Origin of the sequence: Pseudomonas sp. R1-6 (assembly GCF_051132115.1) — a bacterium.
Lineage (GTDB): Bacteria > Pseudomonadota > Gammaproteobacteria > Pseudomonadales > Pseudomonadaceae > Aquipseudomonas.
Genome location: NZ_CP071662.1, coordinates 1,357,197 through 1,376,667, shown reverse-complemented (window position 1 = coordinate 1,376,667; position 19,471 = coordinate 1,357,197). Strand labels below are relative to the sequence as shown.

The following is a 19,471-nucleotide window of genomic DNA, read 5'->3' as shown; positions in this document are numbered from 1 at the left end:
TCCTCAGGCCCGGCCAGAATCAAGCAGGAAATCCAGCACCCGCGCGCTGAACGCAGCGCCGGCCTGGACGTTGGACAAATGCGCGGCGCGGAACTCGGCGTATTCGGCCCCACTGACCCGCTCTTGGATAAAATGCCCGCCGGACGGCGGTGTCACCGCATCCTCAGTGCCCGCCACAACCAGCAACGGCACGCGGATCGACGCCAACTGCTCGCGAAAATCGGCGTCCCGAACCGCCGCGCAGTTTGCCGCATAACCCTGGGGCGAGGTGGCAGCCAGCATGTCGGTGATTTTCTTTACCGTCGCGGGGTGCGCCTCGGCGAAGTCCGGTGTAAACCAACGGCCAATCGACGCGTCACGCAAGGCCACCATCGCCGCCTGGCCGTCACGCAGCACGGTTTCGATGCGCGGGTTCCACACCGACGGGTCGCCAATCTTGGCCGCCGTGTTGCAGATGACCAGTTTGAACAATCGCTCGCCCGCGTTGATTCCCAGCCATTGGCCGATCAGCCCGCCCATGGACAATCCGCAGAAATGCACCTTGTCGATGCTCAAGGCATCAAGCATGGCCAGCACATCGCGCCCCAGCTGTTCAATGCTGTAGGGGCCTTCGGTCACCAACGACTGACCATGACCACGCGTGTCGAAACGCAGCACGCGAAAGTGTTCGCTGAAAGCTTGGATCTGCTCGTCCCACATGTGCAGGTCGGTGCCCAGGGAGTTGGAAAGCACCAGAACTGGCGCGTCTTCCGGCCCGTCCAATCGATAATTCAGATCGCCCTCGGCGAGTTTGACGAATCTCACAACAATCTCCTTTCAGGCATTCAAGGCAAGGTGTTCAGCCACGGCTCGGGCGACCCAGGTCTGGGCTTGTCCAAGGTAGTGGGCCGGGTCGAGCAGATGATCGAGCTCGGTCGTGGATAGCTGCGCGGTGACCTGAGGTTCGTCCCCCAGCACTTCGCGCAGGTGCCGTTGTTCGGCCACGGCGCGCTTGCAGCATTGTTCGAGCAGATGATGCGCGGTGTCGCGCCCCACACGCTGGGCCAGGACGATGCTCACGGCCTCCGCCAGCACCAGCCCTTGGGTCAACTCCTGGTTACGGGCCATGCGCGACGGATCCACGTCCAGCCCGTCGGCCAGCAGCCGCGCCTGTTGCAGCGCGCCGGATACCAGGCAGCAGATCTCCGGCAGGGTTTCCCATTCGGCGTGCCACAGCCCCAGGCTGCGCTCGTGTTCCTGGGGCATGGCGCTGAACAGCGTCGACAACAAGCCCGGCACCCGCGTCGCCGCGCCGATCAGCACGGCCGCGCCCACCGGGTTGCGTTTGTGGGGCATGGTGGACGAACCGCCCTTGCCCGGCGCCGAGGGTTCGAACGCTTCGCCGGCTTCGGTTTGCATCAACAGACTGATGTCACGCCCCAACTTGCCCAGGCTGCCGGCGATCAGGCCCAGCACCGAACCGAACTCCACCAGGCGATCGCGCTGGGTGTGCCACGGCTGCTCCGGCAGGTTCAATTGCAGCTCGGCGGCCAACGCCTCTGCGACTGGCAGCGCGTGCTCACCCAAGGCAGCGAGCGTCCCGGAAGCGCCGCCGAATTGCAGCACCAGCAGGCGCGGCTTGAGCTCGCGCAAGCGTTGGCGACTGCGGGTGATCGCCCCCAGCCAACCGGCGACCTTCATGCCCAGGGTCACCGGCGTGGCGTGTTGCAACCACGTACGCCCGGCCAATGGCGTCGCGGCGTAGCGTTCGGCTTGTCGGGCCAGGCTGTCGGCCAGTTGCGCCAGTTCGTTTTCGATCAGCCCAAGCGCCTGGCGCAGTTGCACCACCAGACCGCTGTCCATCACGTCCTGGCTGGTGGCACCCAAATGCACGTACCGCTCAGCTTCCAGGCTCTGGGTGGCGATGCGCTTGCCCAACGCCTTGACCAGCGGGATCGCCGAATTGCCGGCACTGGCGATCGCTTCGCTCAACGCGCCGAAATCGTACAGGTGGGCGTGGCAGGCGTTCTCGATCGGCGCCACCGCCTCGTGGGGGATCAGCCCCACTCGCGCCTCGGCCCGGGCCAGTGCCGCTTCGACGTCCAGCATGGCCTGCACCCGCCCCGCATCGCAGAACACGTCGCGCATGTCGCGGGCGGTGAAGTAGGCATCGAAGAGCTGATTGCCCGGTCGTTCGCTCATAAACATTCCTTGAGAAAATAGATGCAGTTATGGCGAGGGAGCTTGCTCCCGCTTGAGTGCGAAGCGCTCACAAGAGAGGGCTGCCGCGCAGCCCAGCGGGGATAAATCCCCTCACCACAATGAATCAAGCAAGCCTTAAAGATCGTGATGCAAATACGCCGGCTGCTTGGGCAGGCGCAGGCTGAACAGGAACGCCACTACCATCATCACCGTGACATACCAATAAAAGGCGTTCTCCATGCCCTGGGCCTTCAGGCTCAAGGCGACGTATTCGGCCGAACCGCCAAAAATCGCATTCGCCACCGCATACGCCAACCCTACTCCCAGCGCGCGCACTTCCGGTGGAAACATTTCAGCCTTCACCAAACCGCTGATGGAGGTGTAGAAGCTGACGATCGCCAACGCCAACGTGATCAGGACAAATGCCAGGAACGGGCTGCTGATGCTTTTGAGTATCAGCAGGATCGGCACCGTGCACAGCGCCCCAAGGCCACCGAACCAGAGCATGGAGTTACGCCGACCAATCTTGTCCGCCAGCATGCCGAACAGCGGTTGCATGCACATGTAGAGGAACAGCGCGCCGGTCATGATGTAGCTGGCGGTCTTGGCGTGCAGCCCGGCGGTGTTCACCAGGTATTTCTGCATATACGTGGTGAAGGTGTAGAAAATCAGCGAACCACCGGCGGTGTAGCCCAGTACGGTAATGAAGGCGGCCTTGTGGCTGCGAAACAGTGCAGCGATGCTGCCGGCGTCCTTGTTTTCGCGCATTTCCTTGCTGCTGGTTTCCTTCAGTGAGCGGCGCAGGAACAGGGAAATCATTGCCGCCACGGCGCCGACCACGAACGGAATCCGCCAGCCCCACGCGCGCAGTTCATCTTCGTTGAGAAACTGCTGCAGGATCACCACCAGAGACACCGCCAGCAGCTGCCCGCCGATCAGCGTCACGTACTGGAACGACGCAAAGAAGCCGCGCTGGCCTTTCAAGGCGACTTCGCTCATGTAGGTGGCAGTGGTGCCGTACTCGCCGCCCACCGACAGGCCTTGCAGCAGACGGGCGAGCAACAGCAGCACCGGCGCCCAGACGCCGATGTCCTTGTAGGTGGGCAGGCAGGCGATGAGCAACGAGCCGAAGCACATCATCAGCACCGAGATCATCATCGAATTCTTGCGCCCGTGACGGTCCGCCACCCGGCCGAAAATCCAACCGCCGATCGGCCGCATCAGGAACCCGGCGGCGAATACACCGGCGGTGTTGACCAATTGCACGGTGGGATTGTCCGACGGAAAGAATGCCGGCGCGAAGTATATGGCGCAAAAGGCATAGACATAGAAGTCGAACCATTCGACCAGGTTGCCGGATGAGGCACCGACGATGGCAAAGATACGCTTGCTGCGCTCTTCACCGGTGTAGTGGCTGGTTGGGGTGGTCATGATTTTTCACTCGTTGGGGACTGACGACGTCTAGACACACTTCGTAACAGTCCCGTTCCACAAACAGTCTTTCATGCAGTAGCGCCTGTACCAACGCTATCGCGAGCAAGCTCGCTCCCACAGGGCTTGCATCACACCCGTGGCGAGCAAGCTCGCTCCCGCAGGGCTTGCATCACACCCGTGGCGAGCAAGCTCGCTCCCGCAGGGCTTGCATCACACCCGTGGCGAGGGAGCTTGCTCCCGCTCGGCTGCGAAGCAGTCGCAAACCAGGCAGCGCGATTGGTCTGACGAAATGCGTCGCAAGCCAGCGGGAGCGAACTCCCTCGCCACCGAGATTTTCACTCAGTAATCGAAGAACACCGTTTCGGCATCCGTGCCCTGCAGGATCACGTTCCACTGGTACACCCCCGACGCATCGGGCTTGGCCACGAGGGTGCCGCGTCGTTCCTGCGGCACGCAGGCCAGCAGCGGGTCGGCTTCGTTACCGGGTTCATCGTCAAAATAGATCCGCGTCAGCAGATGCTTGACCAGCCCACGGGCGAACACCAACACCACCAGGTGCGGGGCTTGGGTCGTGCCGCCCAGCCCCGGCACGGTGCCGGGCTTGATGGTGGTGAAACGAAAACGTCCCTCGGCATCCACCGGTACCCGACCAAAACCGTCGAAATGCGGGTCGAGGGGTTTGTCCTGGTCGTCTTCCGGGTGGGCGTACTTGCCGGCCGCGTTGGCCTGCCAGACTTCCAGCATCGCGTCGTTGACGAACTGACCATTGCCATCGACCACCTGCCCGGTGATCGCCACCCTTTGGCCGAGGGTCTGCTCGTCGGTCAGGTCTTCGCGGTTCAGCCAGGTCAGGCCGATGTGGTAGTAAGGCCCGACGGTGTGGGACGTAGTGGCGTTGAGCGTCATCTTATTTCTCCATCGGCGTGGCATCGCGGCCGCGCAAGACGATGTCCCAGCGATAACCGAGGGCGTAGTGAGGGACGGTTTTTTCCAGGTCGAACCGGGCGATCAAGCGTTCCTTGGCACTGGTGTCCGGCACGCAGTTATAGATCGGGTCGTATTCCAGCAACGGGTCGCCGGGGAAATACATCTGCGTCACCAGGCGCGTCAGGATGCTCGGCCCGAACAGTGAGAAGTGGATATGCGCCGGGCGCCAGGCGTTGTGGTGATTGCCCCACGGGTAGGCGCCGGGCTTGATGGTCTGGAATTGATACCAACCGTCGGCGTCGGTGACGGTGCGACCGGTGCCGGTGAAGTTCGGGTCCAGCGGCGCGTCATGGTTGTCACGGTCGTGGTTGTAGCGTCCGGCGGCGTTGGCCTGCCAGATCTCCACGAGGACGCCCGGCACCGGCTCGCCGTGTTCATCCAGCACGCGCCCATGAATGATGATCCGCTCGCCGAGCGGCTCGCCAGTGTGCTGGGCGGTCAGGTCGTGGTCCTTCTCCTGGATGCGATCTGCGCCCACAGTCGGGCCGGTGATTTCCGACAGCGAATGAGGCAGATACACCAAAGGTTTCGACGGCGAACGCAGGTTGGTGGACTGGTACGACGGGTGCAGGTATTCCGGCTGGGTGCCCACTTGAGGGCGACGGTAACCAGGCTTGTCAGTCATGAAGCATTCCTCGGTTTCTTATTAGTGAAACGACCGTCAGACGCGTTCGATCGCCAGCGCCAGACCTTGGCCGACCCCAACACACATGGTCGCCAGGCCTTTCTTGCCGCCGGTCTTTTCCAGATGATGCAACGCGGTCAGCACCAACCGTGCCCCGCTCATGCCCAGCGGGTGGCCCAGGGCGATGGCGCCACCGTTCGGGTTGACTTGCGGCGCATCGTCCGCCAGCCCCAAGTCCCGCAGTACCGCCAAGCCTTGGCTGGCAAAGGCTTCGTTAAGCTCGATCACGTCAAAATCGGCGACGGCCATTCCCAGGCGCTCGGTGAGCTTGCGCACCGCTGGCACCGGGCCGATGCCCATTACCCGGGGCGCCACCCCGGCACTGGCCATGCCAAGCACTTTGCCCCGAGGCGTCAGGCCATGTTTTTTAACCGCCTCTGCAGACGCCAGGATCATCGCGGCCGCGCCGTCATTCACACCCGAGGCGTTGCCGGCGGTGACGGTTTTGTCCGCGCCGTTGACCGGCTTGAGCTTGCTCAGGGTCTCCAGCGTGGTGTCAGCCCGCGGATGCTCGTCCTGCTCGACCACGGTTTCACCTTTTTTGTGGGCGATGCGCACCGGCACGATTTCCTCGGCAAAAAAACCGGCCGCCTGGGCCGCTGCCGCCCGCTGCTGGCTGCGCACGGCGAAGGCGTCCTGGTCGGCGCGGGAGACAACATGGTCGTCGGCCACGTTATCCGCCGTCTGCGGCATCGCGTCCACGCCGTACTGGGCTTTCATCAAAGGGTTGATGAAGCGCCAGCCGATGGTGGTGTCTTCCAGTTTCATGTTGCGGGAAAACGCCGCGTCGGCCTTGCCCATCACGAACGGCGCACGGGACATCGACTCCACGCCGCCAGCAATCGCCAGTTCCATCTCGCCGCTGGCGATGGCGCGGAACGCGGTCCCGATAGCATCCATGCCCGAAGCGCAGAGGCGGTTGAGGGTCACGCCAGGAACACTTTCAGGGAGGCCCGCCAACAGCAGCGCCATGCGCGCGACGTTGCGGTTGTCCTCGCCGGCCTGGTTGGCGCAGCCGAGGAATACCTCGTCCAATGCATTCCAGTCCACGGATGGGTTGCGCTCCATCAATGCCTTGATCGGCACGGCGGCCAGATCATCGGCACGCACGGCGGCCAGGCTGCCGCCGAACCGGCCGATGGGGGTTCGAATCGCATCACAGATAAAAACGTCGCGCATCAGGCTTCTCCCGGTGTCTGCCCGTGGGCCGCCGCGGTGCGGGCCTCAAGGTCACGCAGTGCGCGCAGCTCCACCTCGGTCGGCTCGGCGGTGGTCTGCACCTGGTCGGCGAAGCGGATCGCCCACCCGGTGGCCGCGATCACTTGCTCACGAGTCACGCCAGGGTGCAGCGAGGTGACCACGAATTCATGACTGCCGGCTTCCGGCTCCATGATGCACAGGTCAGTGATAATCCCCACCGGCCCGGCACCCGGCAAGCCAAGGCGCTTGCGTGAATCGCCACCTTCGCCGTGACCGACCGAGGTGATGAAATCCAGCTTGTCGACAAACGAACGGGCCGACTGCTTGAGGATGATCAGCACACTCTTGGCGGAACCGGCAATTTCCGGCGCGCCACCCGCGCCGGGCAGGCGGACTTTCGGCTGATGGTAGTCGCCCACCACCGTGGTATTGATGTTGCCGAAACGGTCGACCTGGGCCGCACCGAGAAAACCGACGTCGATACGCCCCCCTTGCAGCCAGTAGCGGAAAATCTCACCGGTCGGTACGACAGTGTCCGCGGTTTCCGCCAGCTCACCGTCGCCGATGGACAGCGGCAATACGCTGGGCTTGGCACCGATCGGACCGGACTCGTAGATCAGCACTACATCGGGTGACGAAGTCAGCCGTGCCAGATTGGCCGCTTTCGACGGCAAACCGATGCCCACGAAGCACACGGCATTGTTCTTCAACCGCCGCGCCGCCGCGACCGTCATCATCTCATTGGTGGAATAGGTCATGGTTTCACCTGCGAAGCGGCTGCGAGCCGGGCCTGGAACTCACTGAAATCCTGGGTGCCGCGAATGTATTCGTCGATCCAAGCGCTAAACGTATCGCGATCCCGGGCGATGGGGTCCCACGCTTGGTAGAAACGATTATCTCGCTCGGTATAACCGTGGGCGTAGGACGGATGGGCGCCGCCGGGCACATGGCACACGGCGCTCAACGCCCAGGTCGGCAGCACGCAGGCGTTCATCGGCGCATTCAGGTCATCGACGATTTCTTCCACGGTGACGATGCAGCGCTTGGCGGCCAGGGCGGCTTCTTTCTGCACGCCGAGGATGCCCCACAGCAGCACGTTTCCTTTGCGGTCGGCTTTCTGAGCGTGGATCACCGTGACGTCCGGGCGCACCGAAGGCACGGCGGCCAACACCTCACCGGTAAACGGACAGGTCACGCTCTTGATCAGCGGGTTGACCTTCGGCAGGTCGGAACCCGCATAGGCCCGCAGCACCGCGAACGGTAGGCCGGAGGCACCGGCAACGTAGGCATTGGCCAGGTCTGCGTGGCTGTGCTCCTCGATTTCCAGCGGATGCGGCCATTGCTTTTCCACTGCGTCACGCAACCGGTGCAACGAGCCCACGCCTGGGTTGCCGCCCCAGGAGAAAATCAGCTTGCGGGCACAACCGGCTCCGATCAACTGGTCATAGATCAAGTCAGGCGTCATGCGCACCAGCGTCAGGTCTTTCTTGCCCTGACGGATGATTTCATGACCCGCCGCTGTCGGGATCAAGTGGGTGAAGCCTTCGAGCGCGACGGTATCGCCGTCGTTGACGAACTGCTTCACCGCATCGTGCAGCGAAAGGATTTCAGCCATGGGGCAGGCTCCCGTTTTCCAGTAGACCGACATGAATAAGGCGCGAGATTAGGCGCCGGAATGACTGAAGATTAAGCTTCGGGATGAGGGCAAAACAATCCGATAATCGACAGAGCGTTCGTTTATCGAACAGATTGTTGCTTGGCTATCTATTTATCAGGACACAGTGAATTCCCTGTGGGAGCGAGCTCGCGATAGCGCCGTATCAACTTGCATCAATGTTGACTGACCCACCGCCATCGCGAGCAAGCGCGCTCCCACAGGTCTTTTACAGGCTCAAACTCTATGGCTCAGGTTGCGTCCGCATGGCTGACCATGCCCTTGATCACCACCGCCACGGTCGCCAGGGCCGCCGGGATCACCAACGCGGTCAGGACCTGTTCGAAGTTCCAGCCCAGCCCCAGCAGGGTCGCGCCCATCCAGGCCCCGAGAATCGCCCCGAAGCGACCTATGCCCAGCATCCAGGAAACACCGGTGGCCCGGCCCTGGGTCGGGTAGAAGCGCGCCGCCAGGGACGGCATCGCCGATTGGGCGCCGTTGACGCACATGCCCGCCACCAGCACCAAGGTGGCAAGCAGGGTGATGTTGCCCAGACTCTGCCCTACCGCATAGGCAAACAGCCCTGCCAACAGATAGAAAATGCCGATGACCTTGTGCGGATTGAACCGATCCATCGCCCAGCCCACGCCAACGGCGCTCAATACCCCACCGAACTGGAACAGCGCGCCGATGAACGCCGCCTGCTCCATGCTCGCGCCGCTGTCACGCATCAGGGTCGGCAACCAACTGGTCAGGAGATAAACGATCACCAGGCCCATGAAATACGTGAGCCACAGCAACAAAGTGCCGGCGCTGTAAGTGCCCGAGAAAATCACCGCCAGCACGTTGCGCGCCTTCACGGTTGTCTGCTCCGGCACGCTGAAGCTGGACGCCTGGGCGATAGTCGTTGGGTCAATCGGCGCCAGGGTCTTGCGCACTTTGTCGGTGCCACGGTTACGCACAACCAGGTAACGCGCGGACTCCGGCAACCAGAACACCAGCACGACCGCGAGTATCAGCGGCAGAACGCCGCCAATCAGCAGGAGGCTGTGCCAGCCAAATGCCGGGATCAACTTGGCCGAGATGAACCCGCCGCCGGCCATGCCGAGGTTGAAGCCACAGAACATGCTGGTCACCAGCAGGGATTTCTTGCGCTCCGGGGTGTATTCCGACAGCAGAGTGGTGGCGTTCGGCATGCCGGCGCCCAATCCCAGGCCGGTCAGGAAACGCAGCACCAGCAATTGATCGACATTGGTACAGAACGCCGAGGCCAGGCTGAACGCGCCAAACAACACGACCGCGCCGACCAATACGAGTTTTCGTCCAAAGCGATCGGCCAACGGGCCGGAGCCCAGGGCGCCGAAGACCATGCCGATCAGCGCGGCACTCATGACCGGGCCAAGGCTGGCCCGGTCGATGCCCCAATCCTGGGACAACGCCGGCGCGATGAAACCCATGGCCGCGGTATCGAGGCCATCGAGGAAGACAATCAGGAAACAGAGAATGACCACGCGCCACTGATAGCGTGAGATCGGTTGAGCGTTGATGAAGGACTGCACATCGAGGCAGGTGCCTACGGAAGTCTGGGGCTGATTCATTTTATTTTTATTCCACGCAAGAGACGCCAGATGACGCTGCGCGACATTAATGAGGCCGGGCAAATACCGTCAATTCGTCGCAGCCGAGTGTGTGCGTTTATCGAACAGCTTAAGAAAACAACTGTGCGCTCAAGTCGCGGCTGGCCCCCAGCAGACCTGGCAGGAAACGTTGCTCCAACTCATTGCGGCTGACCCGCCCGGCATGGGTGCTGACATTCAGGGCCGCGACTACTTGGCCCGACGCGTCATAGACCGGCACGGCAATCGAGCGCAGCCCCTGCTCCAGCTCCTGGTCGACGATGCACCACCCTTGCTGCCGGACCTGATGCAAGCATTCAAGCAGCGCCTCGGGCGTATGCAGGGTCCTGCTGGTCTTGGCCTGAAGGTCGGCATGGTCGAGGTAATCTCGCAGCGAAGCGTCGTCCAGGGCCGCCAGCAGGATCCTGCCCATGGACGTGCAATACGCCGGCAGGCGGCCGCCGACGGACAGGTCCACGGAAATCAGCCGCTGGGTGGTCGCCGACCGGGCGATGTAGAGGATGTCGTCGCCTTCGAGCGTGGCCATGTTGCAGGCCTCGTGCAGCTGTTCGCTCATGCGGTCCAGATAAGGCTGGGCGGACACGGCCAGCGGCGTCGATGACAAATAGGCGTGGCCCAGCGTCAGTACTTTGGGCAGCAATGAATAGGTACGCCCATCGGTGGTCGCATAGCCGAGCTTGATCAAGGTATACAGGCAACGGCGGACGGCGGCGCGGGGGATTTCCGTGCGATGGCTGATCTGCGCGATGGTCAGGTGCCGCTTGCGCTCCTGGAAAGCCTGGACCACGGCAAGGCCCCGGGCCAGCGAGGTCATGAAATCCGGGTCACCCGTCATGGCCTGGATCCGCTTGGCCGGCGAGGCGACGATCGGTGGCGCGACTGACGTAAAGGCATTGCGCAATTGGTCGTTCATGTCAGGTCCTCGGAAATTGACGACTATTACAAGCGGCTGCCCGGCCGACAGACAAGCACCTGGCGATCAAGACCGTTCGATTATCGAACTGGCGACCGATAATCGCAATCCATGCATCAGCTCTTCATCTGGCCATGCTCCTGATATCGCCCACTCGGGTATGGAAATAACAAAGATGGGCCGTGAGGGGTTGCAACAAACGAGGCTCAATATTGAACTTGTGGTACGTCTTGAAACTCTGTTGACACAACTTGCACATACAAACATTGGTTCACACAAGGCAACCGAACGTTTTAACTTTAGCGATAGTGTTATTCAGATGGACCGCTATAATGCGCTCAGTGACGGCGCGGCCAATCGGCCAGTCCCCGTCCGCGGGCACGACAGTTCTAACTGTCATGCCGGCAACCGGTGCGTGAAGCATCGATGACCGCTTCCTCTGTATCGGCAATAACCCGAAGCCCTGATGCTACGTCAGCTGTCAGCTCTGGTGCCGTGGCCGTCTGCATGACTGCATGCAGTGCGTATCACCAGATTAATTTTCAATTCATTAGGTAATACTGTGACGAAAGAAGAACTGCGCGCGGAACTTGAGCGCCAGGAACAACGTTACAAGGAAGTCTACGGCGGGGAAATCACCACCTACGCCGCGCAACCCGAACCGGAACGCAAACCTTGGCGCAAACGCGCCACCGTCCAGGACCAGGCTTTCAGCCAGGAACTTCAAAAGATGGAAAAAGAGCTCAAGTCCGAAGAAGGATGACGTCGCGCACTTGATGTTGTTACGGGCCGTGTCCGGTCGCCACCCAGGCCGGACACGGCAGCGGACGCCCGCCAAAAGCGGGCCGCTTCAACTCACCAGCCATCGGTCGGGTAACCGTAACGACTGCTCGTCCTTCAGTTTTTTTCTTCCGACGATCCCGGCGCGAGGCGAACACGCCAACAGAGCTTTCATCCTTGTAAACAAAGGCTTGCAGCCTCCTGGCGCCCCTCGAAAAAGACAGCCTGCACCCCGGTCGCTTAGCAGAAGATTGTTACCGATGAGCAGGCAATGCATCGATTTGCGAGGTTTTCTGGCATAATCGCGCCCCCTTATGACCGGGTCAGAAAACCTTCATGATCGATTTATTCAGCGGACTGGATGCTTGGGTGCTCGTGAGCCTCTTGCTCGCCCTGGCTTTTGTCCTCGCCTTCGAGTTCATCAACGGCTTTCATGACACCGCTAACGCGGTTGCCACTGTTATCTACACCAAAGCCATGCCGCCTCACCTGGCGGTGTTCTTTTCCGGTGTGTTCAATTTCCTCGGCGTGTTGCTGGGCGGTGTGGGGGTGGCGTATGCCATCGTGCACTTGCTGCCCGTGGAACTGTTGATCAACGTGAACACCGGCCATGGGTTGGCCATGGTGTTCTCACTGCTCGCGGCGGCCATCACCTGGAACCTGGGCACGTGGTACTTCGGTATCCCGGCTTCCAGCTCCCACACCCTGATCGGCTCGATCCTTGGCGTCGGCCTGGCCAACGCATTGATCAATGACATTGCGCTGCGCGATGGCGTGAATTGGCAGAAGGCAATCGACATCGGTGCTTCCCTGGTGTTCTCGCCCATGGCCGGCTTCCTGGTCGCCGCCCTGGTGTTGATCGGCCTGAAATGGTGGCGTCCGTTGTCGAAGATGCACAAGACGCCGGAGCAACGCCGCAAGATCGACGACAAGAAACACCCGCCATTCTGGAACCGCCTGGTGCTGGTGATTTCCGCCATGGCCGTCAGCTTCGTCCACGGTTCCAACGACGGCCAGAAAGGCATCGGCCTGATCATGCTGGTGCTGATCGGGATCGTCCCCGCGCAGTTCGTACTCGACCTGAACAGCACGACCTACCAGATCGAGCGTACCCGCGACGCGACCCTGCACTTGAGCCAGTTCTACAAGCGCAACAGTGAATCCCTCGGCGAGTTCCTGGCCTTGGGCAAGAGTGTCGAAGGCGATCTGCCGGAGAAATTCCGTTGCAACCCGCAACAGACCGAACCGACCATCAACGCGCTGCTCGATACGCTCAAAGGCGTGGCGGACTACCACTCGCTGCCTTCGGAAAGCCGTATCGAAGTGCGTCGCTACCTGCTCTGCCTGGACGACACGGCGAAAAAGGTCGGCAAGCTGCCGGGCCTGGCGGCTCGTGAGAAAGACGACCTGAACAAGCTGCGCAAAGACCTGACCGCGACCACCGAATACGCGCCGTTCTGGGTGATCCTGGCGGTTGCCCTGGCGCTGGGCCTGGGCACCATGGTCGGCTGGAAGCGCGTGGTACTGACCATCGGCGAGAAGATCGGCAAGCAAGGCATGACCTACGCCCAAGGCATGTCGGCCCAGATCACCACCGCTTGCATGATTGGCGCGGCGAACGTCTTCAGCCTGCCGGTTTCCACCACCCATGTACTGTCTTCCGGCGTGGCGGGCACCATGGTCGCCAACAAGAGCGGCCTGCAAGGCGGCACGGTGAAGACCATCCTGCTGGCCTGGGTGCTGACCTTGCCGGCAACGGTAGCCCTGTCGGCGGCGCTGTTCTGGCTGGCGTCCAAGGCCATCAGCGGCTGAGTCTCTGGCAGTTATGAAAAAAGGTGCGTTCCTTGCGGTTCGCACCTTTTTTCATGCCCAGCCACCTGTGGGAGCGAGCAAGCTCGCCCCCACAATGGTTTTATGTGAAACCGGAACATTTGCCAAAAAAAAGGGCGACCGAAGTCGCCCAAAATGCCTTGCGTGCTCGTTGTCGCTGAAAAGGCCTACGGCTTCTTGCGCTTGTGCGCATCTTTCCAGATGAATAATCCAAAACCTGCGAAAAACACGAACATGAGGCCGACCGTCAACACACCGGCAAACACCACATTATCGATAAACATGACTGGCCTCCTGGTCTTGCCCCTGTTTCGTTGGAGCCAAGTTAACCAATCGGGCCTGGATGAAAATTGACCGGAATCAATACCGCTCGCGACGGAGCGAAATGAAGAGGGAATAATTGATTTGGATCAATGAATCGAGGGGAGCTCAGCGCTTTTTCGGTTTGTTTTTCGGTTTTTTCTTTGGCTTGCCCAGCGGCATGGCCTGCTCGAAAGCCTGGCGAACTTCATTGAGGCGTTTTTCGTTGAGGTCGTGAACGCGCTTGGCGCGCTCAGCGCCCAGGTCAATCAGCTTGTCTTCTTGGCTCATGGTGTTTCGGCATCATACGGTGAGTTCGGATGCGCCCATGATGCGGGCTGCTTCCTGCGTTGACCAGCCCGGCCGTCTCGGCGGGCTTGGATCAGATCTGGATATCGACCCACAGGCCTTGGCGCGACTCCCCTTCCACCAGCGGTACGACCGGTACGGTGTTGTCGGCGTTCAGCTCGGTGCCCGGCACCGCCAAATGTTCGTCGGGGTCTTCATCGGCTTCACGGCGACGCCTTTCCCGCTCCTGCTGGCGGCGCTGTTCCTCGCGCAGCAACAACGCGGTTTCTTCAGGATCGCGCTTTTGCAGGTCGATGGTGCTTTCGCTGGAGCTTTCCTGAACAGGGACCACGGGCGGAATATCCGGTCGCGGCCGGATAGGATCCTGCTGCGCGGTAACGGGTACGGCGCTCAAGGGAAGCATGGGTGGCAACATAAAGGTCTCCTGTCTTCAGGTTGTCGGCTGTGGCGGGGACAGCTTGAACCGCTGGTCCGAAACTTGTGACCTGGTTGGCATTGCGCCCTGCCAGCCCACAAGCTTGTTTGATCGCGCAACCCGTTTAAGTTCCCTTGGCCAGGTTGACGGGGAACGCCCACGCGAGGCCTGGCAGATGTGCGTAAATCCTTTGGTCTGGCGGCTCATTCCGTTAAGATAGCCGGCTTTTTCACGGCGGGAGTCAGGCAGCATGGCGCAGCAGTATCAACCGGGGCAACGCTGGATCAGTGACAGCGAAGCCGAGCTGGGTTTAGGCACCGTTCTGGCACAGGACGGCCGCTTGTTGACCGTGCTCTATCCGGCCACTGGCGACACTCGCCAGTACGCGCTACGGAATGCGCCCTTGACCCGCGTACGGTTTTCGCCGGGCGACGTGATCACTCACTTCGAAGGCTGGAAAATGACCGTGCGCGAAGTCGACGACGTCGATGGACTGTTGGTCTACCACGGCCTTGACGGCCAGAACGAAGTCGTCACGCTGCCCGAAACCCAGCTGTCGAACTTCATCCAGTTCCGCTTGGCCAGCGACCGCCTGTTCGCCGGCCAGATCGACCCACTGGCCTGGTTTTCCCTGCGCTACCACACGCTGGAACATACCAGCCGCCAATTGCAGTCCCCGCTTTGGGGCCTGGGTGGCGTCCGCGCCCAACCGATCGCCCACCAACTGCACATCGCCCGGGAAGTGGCTGACCGCATTGCGCCACGGGTACTGCTGGCAGACGAAGTGGGCCTGGGCAAGACCATCGAAGCCGGCCTGATCATCCACCGCCAACTGCTTTCCGGGCGCGCCAGCCGCATCCTGATCCTGGTCCCGGAAAACCTCCAGCACCAGTGGCTGGTGGAAATGCGCCGGCGCTTCAACCTGCAGGTGGCGCTGTTCGACGAAGAACGCTTCATTGAAAGCGATGCCAGCAACCCCTTCGAAGACACCCAACTGGCGCTGGTGGCGCTGGAATGGCTGGTAGACGACGAGAAGGCCCAGGACGCGCTGTTTGCCGCCGGATGGGACCTGATGGTTGTCGACGAAGCCCATCACCTGGTGTGGCACGAAGACCATGTCAGCCCTCAATACGCGCTGGTGGAGCAACTTGCCGAAACCATTCCCGGCGTACTGCTGCTGACCGCGACACCTGAGCAACTGGGACAGGACAGCCACTTCGCCCGTCTGCGCCTGCTGGACCCGAACCGTTTCCATGATCTGCAGGCCTTCCGTGCCGAAAGCGAGAACTATCGCCCGGTCGCCGAAGCCGTCCAGGAGTTGTTGGACAAAGGGCGCCTGTCACCCGAAGCCCACCAGACCATTCACGGTTTCCTGGGTAACGAGGGCGAAGCGCTGCTGACGGCTGTCAACGATGGCGACATCGAAGCCAGCGCCCGCCTGGTTCGTGAATTGCTCGACCGGCATGGCACTGGCCGCGTGCTGTTCCGCAATACCCGCGCCGCAGTGCAAGGCTTCCCGGAGCGCAAGCTGCACGCTTATCCTTTGCCATGCCCGGACGAATACCTGGAACTGCCGCTGGGCGATCATGCCGAGCTGTACCCGGAAGTCAGCTTCCAGGCCCAGCCGGACGCCAGCGAAGAAGAGCGCTGGTGGAAATTCGACCCGCGCGTCGAATGGCTGATCGACCAGTTGAAAATGCTCAAGCGCACCAAGGTCCTGGTGATCTGCGCCCACGCGGAAACCGCCATGGACCTGGAAGACGCCCTGCGCGTGCGCTCCGGCATCCCTGCCACGGTGTTCCACGAAGGCATGAACATTCTGGAGCGCGACCGCGCGGCCGCTTACTTCGCCGATGAAGAGTTTGGCGCCCAGGTGCTGATCTGCTCGGAAATCGGCAGCGAAGGTCGTAACTTCCAGTTTGCCCATCACCTGGTGCTGTTCGACCTGCCATCGCACCCGGACCTGCTGGAACAACGGATCGGCCGCCTGGACCGGATCGGCCAGAAACACACCATCGAGCTGCACGTGCCCTACCTGGAAACCAGCCCGCAGGCCCGGCTGTTCCAGTGGTATCACGAAGCCCTGAATGCGTTTCTCAACACCTGCCCGACCGGCAACGCCTTGCAGCATCAGTTCGGCCCGCGCCTGCTGCCATTGCTCGAAGAAGCCGACGATGGCGACTGGCAAGCGCTGATCGACGAGGCCCGCGTGGAGCGCGAGCGCCTGGAAGCCGAGCTGCATACCGGCCGCGATCGCCTGCTGGAGCTCAATTCCGGCGGCGCGGGTGAAGGTGATGCGCTGGTGGAAGCCATTCTCGAACAGGATGACCAGTTTGCCCTGCCGATCTACATGGAGACCTTGTTCGACGCCTTCGGTATCGACAGCGAGGACCATTCAGACAACGCGCTGATCCTCAAGCCGAGCGAGAAAATGCTCGACGCCAGTTTCCCCTTGGGCGACGACGAAGGCGTGACCATCACCTACGACCGCAACCAGGCGCTGTCTCGCGAAGACATGCAATTCATCACCTGGGAGCACCCGATGGTGCAAGGCGGCATGGACCTGGTGCTGTCGGGCTCCATGGGCAACACGGCCGTGGCGCTGATCAAGAACAAGGCACTCAAACCCGGCACCGTGCTGCTGGAACTGCTCTATGTCAGCGAAGTGGTCGCCCCGCGTTCGCTGCAGCTGGGCCGCTACCTGCCACCAGCGGCCCTGCGCTGCCTGCTGGACGCCAACGGCAATGACCTGGCGGCCCGGGTCTCTTTCGAAACCCTGAACGACCAGCTCGAAAGCGTGCCACGCGCCAGCGCCAACAAGTTCATCCAGGCCCAGCGCGACCAACTCGCGCCGAGGATCAATGCCGGCGAACAGAAAATCATCCCACGCCATGCCGAGCGCGTGGCCGAGGCCCAACGTCGCCTGGCGGCTGATACCGAAGAAGAGCTGGCACGCTTGACCGCGTTGCAAGCGGTCAACCCAACCGTGCGGGACAGCGAGCTGGAGGCTTTGCGCCAGCAGCGTGAGCAAGGGTTGGCGATGTTGGAGAAGGCTGCGTTGCGGTTGGAGGCAATTCGGGTGCTGGTGGCGGGGTAATTTCGGCTGGGCTTTCGTTTCCGTGTGGGGGCGAGCACGCTCGCTCCCACAGGGTTCGTTACTGAGATCGGTTGCTCAGTTGCTGTTGCAGGTACTGGATCTGCGATTGCAAGGTATTGATGTTGCGGGTGACCTGGCCGCGGAAGGCATCGAATTCGGCGGTGTTGCCGGAACGGTTTTCCTGTTGGCTCTTGAGCACGACCATGTCCTGCTCCAAACGCTCGATGGCCGAGTTGGAAGTGGCTCGTTTCAAAGCCGTGATGTCCGCACCGATGCTCTTGAGCTGCGCATCCAGGGCACCACCCTCGCCTTGGTTCTTCAAGGCCGACACTTCCGCCGCCAACGCCTTGACCTGAGCCTGGAGTTCCTTGTTGGCCGCTTGCAGCTGGGTGTTGGTGTTTTCCTGCTGCGAAGCCTGGGTGATCATCTTGGCCAGTTGCGTGTCCAGGTCGGCGGACGGGCCGAAGGCGCCTTGCAGCGCTTTATATTGTTCCTGCAGCTTGCCGTCGAATTGGCGGCCCTGCTCTTGCATCTTGTTTTCCAACTGTCTGATCTGCAGTTTCAAGGCTTCACTGTCGCTCATGACATTGGACTGTCCGGCGACCACCTTGCCGGAAATGTCCTGCAAGCGCCCGGCCGCATCCTCGCTGATGCGGGCGAAGCTTTCCTGGGTGGCCACCAATTGCTGTTCCATCAGGGAAATCTGCTGGAAACTCCACCACGCCAGGAAGGCCAGCGCGCACAGCAAGGCTCCGACCAAGGCCCACAGCGGCCCGGTGCTCGGTGCCTTGACCTTCGCCGCCGCAACGGACGCCGGACGCGCCTGCACGTGGGGCGGGCGATTGCTCAGGAAGTCATCGTCATCGGGGATGTCCGCCCGCATCCGCAGGCTCGGTACATCGTCGAAGTCGTCGTTGGCATCGTTACGCGTGGGCATGGGTTCAACCTTTGGGAAATCGGTGGTGACTCGATGCGGCGAGTATAACCCCCTCGCCCGCCGCACCCATTGACCCCGAACCGGGCACTCGGTTCATGACGGGGCGATCAGCGGCCATGCTGGACGCGCCACCAGGCGCAGAATTCATCGAGGGCGGCCCAGAGGCTGACCTTCGGATCATAATCCAGACAGTGCCGTGCCCGGTCGATATCCAGGGTGAAATTCCTGCTCATCACCTGCATGCCCAGGCGTGACAGCGTCGGTTCAGGCCGTCCGGGCCAGATTGCGCAAAGACCTTCGTTCATGGCCGCAACGCTGTAGGCCAGTCCATAGGAGCGGTAACGCCTGACCTGCGGGACTTCCATCTGCCGCATCACATAATTGACCACATCCCACAGTGGGACAGGCGCGCCATTGCTGATGTTATAAGCCTTGCCCAAGGCCGAATCGGTGGCCAGCAGGCTGCTGAGCAGCGCTTCGTTGAGGTTCTGTACGCTGGTGAAATCCACTTTGTTCAAGCCGTTGCCAACAATCGCCAGAAGTCCCTTGCGCTGCATTTTAAGCAGCCGCGGGAAAATGCTCATGTCGCCGGCACCGGTGACGAATCGCGGGCGCAGGGCCAGCACTTCCAAACCGAACTCCTGAGCACCGAAGACTTTCTGTTCGGCCAGGTACTTGGTGGCAGCGTAGGGATGCTTGAAACGTTTGGGCACCTGTTTTTCGGTCAATCCCAAGTGGTCACGACCATCGAAGTAGATCGAGGGCGAAGAAAGGTGAACCAGTCGCCGGACCTTCTGCTTCAGACAAGCCTCGACGATGTTCTCGGTGAGCTGGACATTGCCTTGGTGAAAGTCCTGGTAGCGTCCCCATAACCCCACCGAGCCGGCGCAATGCACCACGGCGTCGACATCGCGACACAGGTCCCGGGCCAACATCGGGTCGCCCAGATCGCCCTCGATGAACTCGGCGCCGCGCGTCACCAGGTGCTGGACGTTTTCAGGCCGGCGGCCATTGACCCGAACATCCAGGCCTTGCTCCAGGGCGAAACGCGCAAAGCGTCCGCCAATGAAGCCGCTTGCGCCGGTGACCAGAATTTTCATGAAATGCTCCTA

Annotated in this window: 19 protein-coding genes; 4 read left to right on the top strand and 15 right to left on the bottom strand. The window is 61.6% G+C overall.

Translation table 11 applies throughout. The features are described 5' to 3' along the window. Positions 1-3: 3 nt before the first annotated feature. From pcaD to pcaR, 10 genes are all read right to left on the bottom strand, one after another. Entirely contained in the window at positions 4-804 is an 801-nt protein-coding gene (pcaD, locus tag J3P81_RS06470) for a 3-oxoadipate enol-lactonase (RefSeq protein ID WP_434562720.1), read from the bottom strand. 12 nt (positions 805-816) lie between these two features. Continuing rightward, a complete protein-coding gene (locus tag J3P81_RS06465) occupies positions 817-2,181 on the bottom strand; it encodes a 3-carboxy-cis,cis-muconate cycloisomerase (RefSeq protein WP_434562718.1) in 1,365 nt (454 codons plus the stop codon). A 135-nt stretch (positions 2,182-2,316) separates the two neighbouring features. Then, the gene (locus J3P81_RS06460) at positions 2,317-3,612 is read right to left on the bottom strand and encodes an MFS family transporter (RefSeq protein WP_434562716.1); all 1,296 of its coding nucleotides are present in this window, start codon (positions 3,610-3,612) and stop codon (positions 2,317-2,319) included. Between the two features lie 342 nt (positions 3,613-3,954). After that, on the bottom strand, positions 3,955-4,521 hold the full coding sequence (pcaG, locus tag J3P81_RS06455) for a protocatechuate 3,4-dioxygenase subunit alpha (RefSeq protein ID WP_420764443.1): 567 nt from the start codon (positions 4,519-4,521) through the stop codon (positions 3,955-3,957). 1 nt (position 4,522) lies between these two features. After that, positions 4,523-5,227 carry a protocatechuate 3,4-dioxygenase subunit beta gene (gene pcaH / locus J3P81_RS06450; protein WP_420764442.1) on the bottom strand — a complete coding sequence of 235 codons (705 nt, stop codon included), beginning with the start codon at positions 5,225-5,227 and terminating at the stop codon, positions 4,523-4,525. Positions 5,228-5,263: 36 nt separating this feature from the next. Further along, entirely contained in the window at positions 5,264-6,469 is a 1,206-nt protein-coding gene (gene pcaF / locus J3P81_RS06445; protein ID WP_434564085.1) for a 3-oxoadipyl-CoA thiolase, read from the bottom strand. Then, the gene (locus J3P81_RS06440) at positions 6,466-7,245 is read right to left on the bottom strand and encodes a CoA-transferase subunit beta (RefSeq protein WP_420764441.1); all 780 of its coding nucleotides are present in this window, start codon (positions 7,243-7,245) and stop codon (positions 6,466-6,468) included. The genes pcaF and J3P81_RS06440 overlap by 4 nt, the downstream gene beginning before the upstream one ends. Continuing rightward, complete coding sequence (locus J3P81_RS06435; RefSeq protein WP_420764440.1) at positions 7,242-8,102, bottom strand: CoA transferase subunit A; 861 nt, start codon at positions 8,100-8,102, stop codon at positions 7,242-7,244. The genes J3P81_RS06440 and J3P81_RS06435 overlap by 4 nt, the downstream gene beginning before the upstream one ends. 290 nt (positions 8,103-8,392) lie before the next feature. Continuing rightward, positions 8,393-9,739, bottom strand: a complete 1,347-nt coding sequence (locus J3P81_RS06430) for an MFS transporter (protein ID WP_434562714.1) — start codon at positions 9,737-9,739, stop codon at positions 8,393-8,395. Positions 9,740-9,848: 109 nt separating this feature from the next. Further along, entirely contained in the window at positions 9,849-10,691 is an 843-nt protein-coding gene (gene pcaR, locus J3P81_RS06425; RefSeq protein ID WP_420764438.1) for a pca regulon transcriptional regulator PcaR, read from the bottom strand. A gap of 16 nt (positions 10,692-10,707) precedes the next feature. Here pcaR and J3P81_RS06420 point away from each other — a divergent pair, with 16 nt between their 5' ends. The 3 genes from J3P81_RS06420 (at position 10,708) to J3P81_RS06410 (ending at position 13,283) form a co-directional block, all read left to right on the top strand. Then, a complete protein-coding gene (locus J3P81_RS06420; RefSeq protein WP_434562712.1) occupies positions 10,708-11,121 on the top strand; it encodes a hypothetical protein in 414 nt (137 codons plus the stop codon). Positions 11,122-11,253: 132 nt separating this feature from the next. Next, positions 11,254-11,454, top strand: a complete 201-nt coding sequence (locus tag J3P81_RS06415) for a hypothetical protein (protein WP_420764436.1) — start codon at positions 11,254-11,256, stop codon at positions 11,452-11,454. A gap of 353 nt (positions 11,455-11,807) precedes the next feature. Then, the gene (locus J3P81_RS06410) at positions 11,808-13,283 is read left to right on the top strand and encodes an inorganic phosphate transporter (RefSeq protein WP_434562710.1); all 1,476 of its coding nucleotides are present in this window, start codon (positions 11,808-11,810) and stop codon (positions 13,281-13,283) included. Between the two features lie 185 nt (positions 13,284-13,468). Here the strand turns inward: J3P81_RS06410 and ccoM are convergent, their stop codons facing one another. The 3 genes from ccoM to J3P81_RS06395 form a co-directional block, all read right to left on the bottom strand. Next, the gene (ccoM, locus tag J3P81_RS06405; RefSeq protein ID WP_030139315.1) at positions 13,469-13,585 is read right to left on the bottom strand and encodes a cytochrome c oxidase subunit CcoM; all 117 of its coding nucleotides are present in this window, start codon (positions 13,583-13,585) and stop codon (positions 13,469-13,471) included. A 145-nt stretch (positions 13,586-13,730) separates the two neighbouring features. After that, positions 13,731-13,892 (bottom strand): hypothetical protein, encoded by a 162-nt coding sequence (locus tag J3P81_RS06400; RefSeq protein WP_305496283.1) that lies wholly within the window; start codon positions 13,890-13,892, stop codon positions 13,731-13,733. 91 nt (positions 13,893-13,983) lie between these two features. Beyond that, a complete protein-coding gene (locus J3P81_RS06395) occupies positions 13,984-14,325 on the bottom strand; it encodes an aspartate-semialdehyde dehydrogenase (protein WP_420764433.1) in 342 nt (113 codons plus the stop codon). A 250-nt stretch (positions 14,326-14,575) separates the two neighbouring features. Here J3P81_RS06395 and rapA point away from each other — a divergent pair, with 250 nt between their 5' ends. Next, positions 14,576-17,422 (top strand): RNA polymerase-associated protein RapA, encoded by a 2,847-nt coding sequence (gene rapA / locus J3P81_RS06390; RefSeq protein WP_420764432.1) that lies wholly within the window; start codon positions 14,576-14,578, stop codon positions 17,420-17,422. Between the two features lie 58 nt (positions 17,423-17,480). Here rapA and J3P81_RS06385 read toward each other — a convergent pair whose 3' ends face one another. Both J3P81_RS06385 and J3P81_RS06380 read right to left on the bottom strand, forming a co-directional pair. Beyond that, on the bottom strand, positions 17,481-18,359 hold the full coding sequence (locus J3P81_RS06385) for an ATPase (protein ID WP_420764431.1): 879 nt from the start codon (positions 18,357-18,359) through the stop codon (positions 17,481-17,483). Between the two features lie 107 nt (positions 18,360-18,466). Beyond that, on the bottom strand, positions 18,467-19,459 hold the full coding sequence (locus tag J3P81_RS06380) for an NAD-dependent epimerase/dehydratase family protein (protein WP_434562708.1): 993 nt from the start codon (positions 19,457-19,459) through the stop codon (positions 18,467-18,469). Between the last annotated feature and the right edge of the window lie 12 nt (positions 19,460-19,471).

Excerpts from the sequence above, each read along its gene's own strand:
- J3P81_RS06465 (WP_434562718.1), bottom strand. The coding sequence starts at position 2,181 with ATGAGCGAACGACCGGGCAATCAGCTCTTCGATGCCTACTTCACCGCC.
- J3P81_RS06460 (WP_434562716.1), bottom strand. The coding sequence starts at position 3,612 with ATGACCACCCCAACCAGCCACTACACCGGTGAAGAGCGCAGCAAGCGT.
- pcaG (WP_420764443.1), bottom strand. The coding sequence starts at position 4,521 with ATGACGCTCAACGCCACTACGTCCCACACCGTCGGGCCTTACTACCAC.
- pcaH (WP_420764442.1), bottom strand. The coding sequence starts at position 5,227 with ATGACTGACAAGCCTGGTTACCGTCGCCCTCAAGTGGGCACCCAGCCG.
- J3P81_RS06440 (WP_420764441.1), bottom strand. The coding sequence starts at position 7,245 with ATGACCTATTCCACCAATGAGATGATGACGGTCGCGGCGGCGCGGCGG.
- J3P81_RS06435 (WP_420764440.1), bottom strand. The coding sequence starts at position 8,102 with ATGGCTGAAATCCTTTCGCTGCACGATGCGGTGAAGCAGTTCGTCAAC.
- J3P81_RS06430 (WP_434562714.1), bottom strand. The coding sequence starts at position 9,739 with ATGAATCAGCCCCAGACTTCCGTAGGCACCTGCCTCGATGTGCAGTCC.
- pcaR (WP_420764438.1), bottom strand. The coding sequence starts at position 10,691 with ATGAACGACCAATTGCGCAATGCCTTTACGTCAGTCGCGCCACCGATC.
- J3P81_RS06410 (WP_434562710.1), top strand. The coding sequence starts at position 11,808 with ATGATCGATTTATTCAGCGGACTGGATGCTTGGGTGCTCGTGAGCCTC.
- ccoM (WP_030139315.1), bottom strand. The coding sequence starts at position 13,585 with ATGTTTATCGATAATGTGGTGTTTGCCGGTGTGTTGACGGTCGGCCTC.
- J3P81_RS06400 (WP_305496283.1), bottom strand. The coding sequence starts at position 13,892 with ATGAGCCAAGAAGACAAGCTGATTGACCTGGGCGCTGAGCGCGCCAAG.
- J3P81_RS06395 (WP_420764433.1), bottom strand. The coding sequence starts at position 14,325 with ATGTTGCCACCCATGCTTCCCTTGAGCGCCGTACCCGTTACCGCGCAG.
- rapA (WP_420764432.1), top strand. The coding sequence starts at position 14,576 with ATGGCGCAGCAGTATCAACCGGGGCAACGCTGGATCAGTGACAGCGAA.
- J3P81_RS06385 (WP_420764431.1), bottom strand. The coding sequence starts at position 18,359 with ATGCCCACGCGTAACGATGCCAACGACGACTTCGACGATGTACCGAGC.
- J3P81_RS06380 (WP_434562708.1), bottom strand. The coding sequence starts at position 19,459 with ATGAAAATTCTGGTCACCGGCGCAAGCGGCTTCATTGGCGGACGCTTT.